General features: G+C 70.5%; 5 protein-coding genes. 4 read left to right on the top strand and 1 reads right to left on the bottom strand.

Annotated features, from left to right (window positions below; genetic code table 11):
- Positions 1-103 precede the first annotated feature (103 nt).
- Complete coding sequence (locus ACFWGZ_RS40025) at positions 104-736, bottom strand: O-methyltransferase (RefSeq protein WP_382456808.1); 633 nt, start codon at positions 734-736, stop codon at positions 104-106.
- Between the two features lie 219 nt (positions 737-955).
- On the opposite strand from ACFWGZ_RS40025, the gene sigE reads away from it, so the two are divergent.
- From sigE to tatB, 4 genes are all read left to right on the top strand, one after another.
- Positions 956-1,537 (top strand): RNA polymerase sigma factor SigE, encoded by a 582-nt coding sequence (sigE, locus tag ACFWGZ_RS40020; protein ID WP_236220306.1) that lies wholly within the window; start codon positions 956-958, stop codon positions 1,535-1,537.
- Positions 1,534-2,067 (top strand): anti-sigma factor family protein, encoded by a 534-nt coding sequence (locus ACFWGZ_RS40015; RefSeq protein ID WP_382456807.1) that lies wholly within the window; start codon positions 1,534-1,536, stop codon positions 2,065-2,067. The genes sigE and ACFWGZ_RS40015 overlap by 4 nt, the downstream gene beginning before the upstream one ends.
- Before the next feature lie 65 nt (positions 2,068-2,132).
- Positions 2,133-3,653, top strand: a complete 1,521-nt coding sequence (locus ACFWGZ_RS40010; RefSeq protein ID WP_382456806.1) for a trypsin-like peptidase domain-containing protein — start codon at positions 2,133-2,135, stop codon at positions 3,651-3,653.
- 17 nt (positions 3,654-3,670) lie between these two features.
- Entirely contained in the window at positions 3,671-4,048 is a 378-nt protein-coding gene (gene tatB, locus ACFWGZ_RS40005) for a Sec-independent protein translocase protein TatB (RefSeq protein WP_382456805.1), read from the top strand.
- Positions 4,049-4,083 lie beyond the last annotated feature (35 nt).

Raw genomic sequence — 4,083 nt, 5'->3', positions numbered from 1 at the left:
GGCTGTGGCGCGACTCGTGACGGGGCACCCACCGCGCGGAGCTGCGCTCCGGTCGGCTCGGGCCGTTGGCCCTCGACAGCTCGGCCTTCGGCCTTCGCCCCGGCTACGGTCGCCTGGCGGCGACCAGCAGGCCGTCGCCCAGCGGGAGGATGACCGGGACCAGGCGGTCGTCCTCCTTCACCAGGCGTGCGATGTCTCGCATCGCCTGGGTGGAGTCGTCTCGTTTGTTCGGGTCCACCACTGCGCCGTGCCACAGGACGTTGTCGAACGCGATCACCCCGCCCGGGCGGAGCATGCGGACGCCGTGTTGCAGGTACTGCGGGTACTCCGGTTTGAAGGCGTCCACGAAGACCAGGTCGTAGGCCGCGTCGGTCAGGCGGGGGAGGACGTCCAGGGCCTTGCCCATGATCAGGCGGGTGCGGGACGGGGAGATGCCTGCGGCCGCGTAGGCCTCGCGGGCCGCTCGTTGGTGTTCCGGTTCCACGTCTATCGAGGTCAGGATGCCCGACTTGGGCATGCCTGCCAGGAGGTAGAGGCCGCTGGTGCCCGCGCCGGTGCCGACTTCCACCACTGCCCGGGCCTGGAGTGCGGTCGCGAGGAACCGCAGGGCGGCGCCTCCGCCCGCGCCGATGGGCACGCAGCCCAGTTCCTGGCCTCGTGCTCTCGCTGCCAGGTGCACGTCGTCCTCGGGGAGGTACTGCTCGACGTACTCCCTCAGGGCCGATTCCGTGGTCACGGGTAAGCAGGCTAGTGCCCCGCGTGCCCAAAACGGGTGAACGCGGCCCGAACCGAGATTCTCAGGGTGCTCTCAGCCAGTTCTCACGATCGTTTAAAGAGGAGACGGGAAGGTAAGTAAGCAACAAGCCAGGCTCTGGTCGGGAACAAGCCGGACCCGCCGTCCGTTGAGCCGCACGAGGGTCGCCGGGCGGCCCACATGGAGGTGCCGAAACACCTGATGCGCACGCAGTCGAGTTCGCCGGAGGCCGTCGCGCCCATCGAGACGGCCGACTGGACGCCGCCCTCGTGGGACTCCATCGTCCGCGAGCACGCGGACAGGGTCTACCGGCTCGCGTACCGCCTGACCGGCAACCAGCACGACGCCGAGGACCTGACGCAGGAGACGTTCATCCGCGTCTTCCGCTCGCTGGCATCGTACAAGCCGGGCACCTTCGAGGGGTGGCTGCACCGCATCACCACCAACCTCTTCCTCGACATGGCTCGCCGTCGCAGCCGTGTCCGCATGGAGGCGCTGCCCGAGGACAACGACCGCCTCGAGGGTGACGACCTGTCCCCCGAGGAGATCTACGACGAGAACCACCTCGACCCCGACCTGCAGGCCGCGCTCGACGAGCTCCCCCCGGAGTTCCGCGCCGCGGTCGTGCTCTGTGACGTGGAAGGACTCTCCTACGAGGAGATCGGTGCCACGCTCGGGGTGAAGATGGGTACCGTGAGGAGCAGGATCCACCGGGGCCGCCAGGCCCTCAAGGTCGCGCTCGAACGTCGTCGTCGGGAATCGTTGCTGGAGGACACTGCATGACCGACCTCCGTGGTTGGGGCCTGCCGGAGCAGCACCTTCTGCCGGACGCCGTGGTCGCGTTCGTGGACGGGGAACTGTCCTCGACCGCCCACGAGCGAGCTTCAGCGCACATCCAGAGCTGTGGCTTCTGCGCGTTCGAGACCTACACCCAGCAGCAGGCGCGTGCGGCTGTGCGCACCGCCTCGGCGCCCACGGCGCCGGCCTCGCTGCTGGACCGGCTCGGCGCCATCCCGCAGGAGGTCGACCTGCCGTCCGCTCCGGACGGGCTCGCGATCACCGAGGACGGGCAGTTCGTCGCCGTCCAGCGCACGGACAAGCCCGCGTTCGGCGCGGGCCCGGTGCTGGGCTCGTCGAGACCCCTGGGCAGCAACGGCTGGTTCAGCGGCCGCCGCGCCCGTCAGGGCGCCGGGGTCGTCGTGAGCGGCATGTTGCTGAGCGCCCTCGCGTTCACCACGCCGGACACCGAGGCGCCGCCCGCGCCCGCCACCGTTCCGCAGAACGCCGGCGCGGTCTTCGCGACCACCCCCTGACAGCCATTTCACTGTTCGTGAGGCACGCTGTAGTTCAGCACTCCTAGCGGAAAACTCGGGGAGAGATGAGCCAGCAGTCGCCCAACGGCCAGACGTCCACACCCGTTTCCGGAGTGGACGACGGAGCGCATCGCAGGCTCCGGCCACGGCCCCTGGTGCAGCCGCCGGTCGACCCCGCGTACGCGACCGCCTTCGGCCGCCCCGACGGTGTTCCCGGCGCCTTCGCCGCGCGTGACGTTCCCGTCGCCCCGATCCAGTCGGCACCGCCGCCTCCCGACTCCCTCGTCACCGCGTTCGGTCGCCAGGGCTCGCCGGAGCTGCTGCAGCGGCCGCCGCACCCCACCTCCGACCCGGACCCGGACATCGACCCGGTCTTCTGGGGCGACAAGCCCGCGGGCGACCCGTGGCGCGACCCGGCCTCCGGTGCCGTGATCGGCCCGCCCGCCGTGGGCGAGGACCCGCCCGGCGAGCCTGAGCGCACACAGGAACCCGGCCCGCAGCTGAGCATTCCCGAGCTGCTCTTCGGCCGTCGCGTGAAGCCCACCGCGCTCGCGCTGCTGCTGACGGTCGCGCTGGTGCTCGGCGCCGTCGGCGGCCTGGTCGGCTGGCTGATCGGCCGCGCGGGCAACCCGCTGACCGACTCGACGGTCACCCTGGCCGAGGTCGTGGAGGGCAAGGAGCGCCCGGCCGGTTCGATCTCGGACATCGCCAAGCGCGTGACGCCCAGCGTCGTCTCGATCGAGTTCAAGGGCGCCAACGTCGCGGGCGTCGGCTCGGGCGTCGTCATCGAGGGCGGCGGCTACATCCTGACCAACGACCACGTGGTCGCCCCGGCCGCGCAGGACTCGTCGGCCAAGCTGAGCGCCGTCTTCACCGACGGCACCCGCGCCCAGGCCCGCGTCGTCGGCCGCGACCCGAAGACCGACCTCGCGGTGATCAAGGTCGAGGTCACCAACCCGACCGTCCTGCAGTTCGGCAACTCCGACGAGCTCCAGGTCGGCGACAGCGTGATCGCCATCGGCTCCCCGCTGCAGCTGTCCAACACCGTCACCGAGGGCATCGTCTCCGCCCTGCACCGCCCGGTCACCGCGGCGGGCGAGAACGGCGGCCCCCAGGTCACCTACGACGCGATCCAGACCGACGCGGCCATCAACCCGGGCAACTCGGGCGGCGCCCTGGTCGACTCGCGTGGAGCCCTGATCGGCATCAACTCGTCGATCCGCACCGAGACGGGCGGCTCGGTGGGCCTCGGCTTCGCGATCTCCGGCAACCAGGCCCGCAAGATCAGCCAGGAGCTGATCCGCAACGGCGAGGTCAAGCACGCGGACATGAACGTCAACGTGAAGTCGGTGTCCGCGGAGACCTCCGAGGGCGCTCAGGTGCAGAACGTCCCCGCGGGAGGCGCGGCAGCGGCCGCCGGCGTCCAGGAGGGCGACGTGATCACCAAGGTCGGCGACCGCATGGTCCGCAACGCGGCCGAACTGGTCGTCGCGGTCAGGGAGCACGAAATCGGTGAAAAGGTGCAGGTAACTCTTGCGCGCCAAGGCCGTGAGCTGAAACTCGACGTCACCCTCAAGTCCGACTGACCAGTAGGCTGGGACTCGTGTTCGACAGCATCGGATGGGTGGAGATCCTCATCATCGTGGTCGCGGGTCTCTTCATCCTGGGCCCCGAACGCCTGCCGTCCGCGGCGGCTTGGCTGGGCAAGACCGTCCGCCAGGTCCGCGAGTACGCGACGGGCGCCCGCGAACAGCTCAAGCAGGAGATGGGCCCGGAGTTCGAACAGCTCCGCAAGCCCCTCGAGGACCTGAGGGAGCTGCGCAACTTCGACCCGAAGCGCGCGGTGGCGAAGCACCTGTTCGAGGACCCGGAGCCCACCACGAAGTCGAACGGCTACCCGGCCTCGACCTCGCCACCGGCGCCGGAACAGCGTCCGCTGGCACCGGGGGAGCGCCCGCCGTACGACCCGGACGCCACCTGAGCTCGTGAAAAGGGCCCTTCCGCGCTGAGCGGGAG

It is taken from the genome of Lentzea sp. NPDC060358 (assembly GCF_042725365.1).
Taxonomy (GTDB): domain Bacteria; phylum Actinomycetota; class Actinomycetes; order Mycobacteriales; family Pseudonocardiaceae; genus Lentzea.
Note: the sequence above shows the minus strand (reverse complement) of the source record. Positions and strands in the feature narration are given on the sequence as shown.

Coding starts and splice junctions, on each gene's coding strand:
- sigE (WP_236220306.1), top strand. CDS start 956: ATGCGCACGCAGTCGAGTTCGCCGGAGGCCGTCGCGCCCATCGAGACG.
- ACFWGZ_RS40015 (WP_382456807.1), top strand. CDS start 1,534: ATGACCGACCTCCGTGGTTGGGGCCTGCCGGAGCAGCACCTTCTGCCG.
- ACFWGZ_RS40010 (WP_382456806.1), top strand. CDS start 2,133: ATGAGCCAGCAGTCGCCCAACGGCCAGACGTCCACACCCGTTTCCGGA.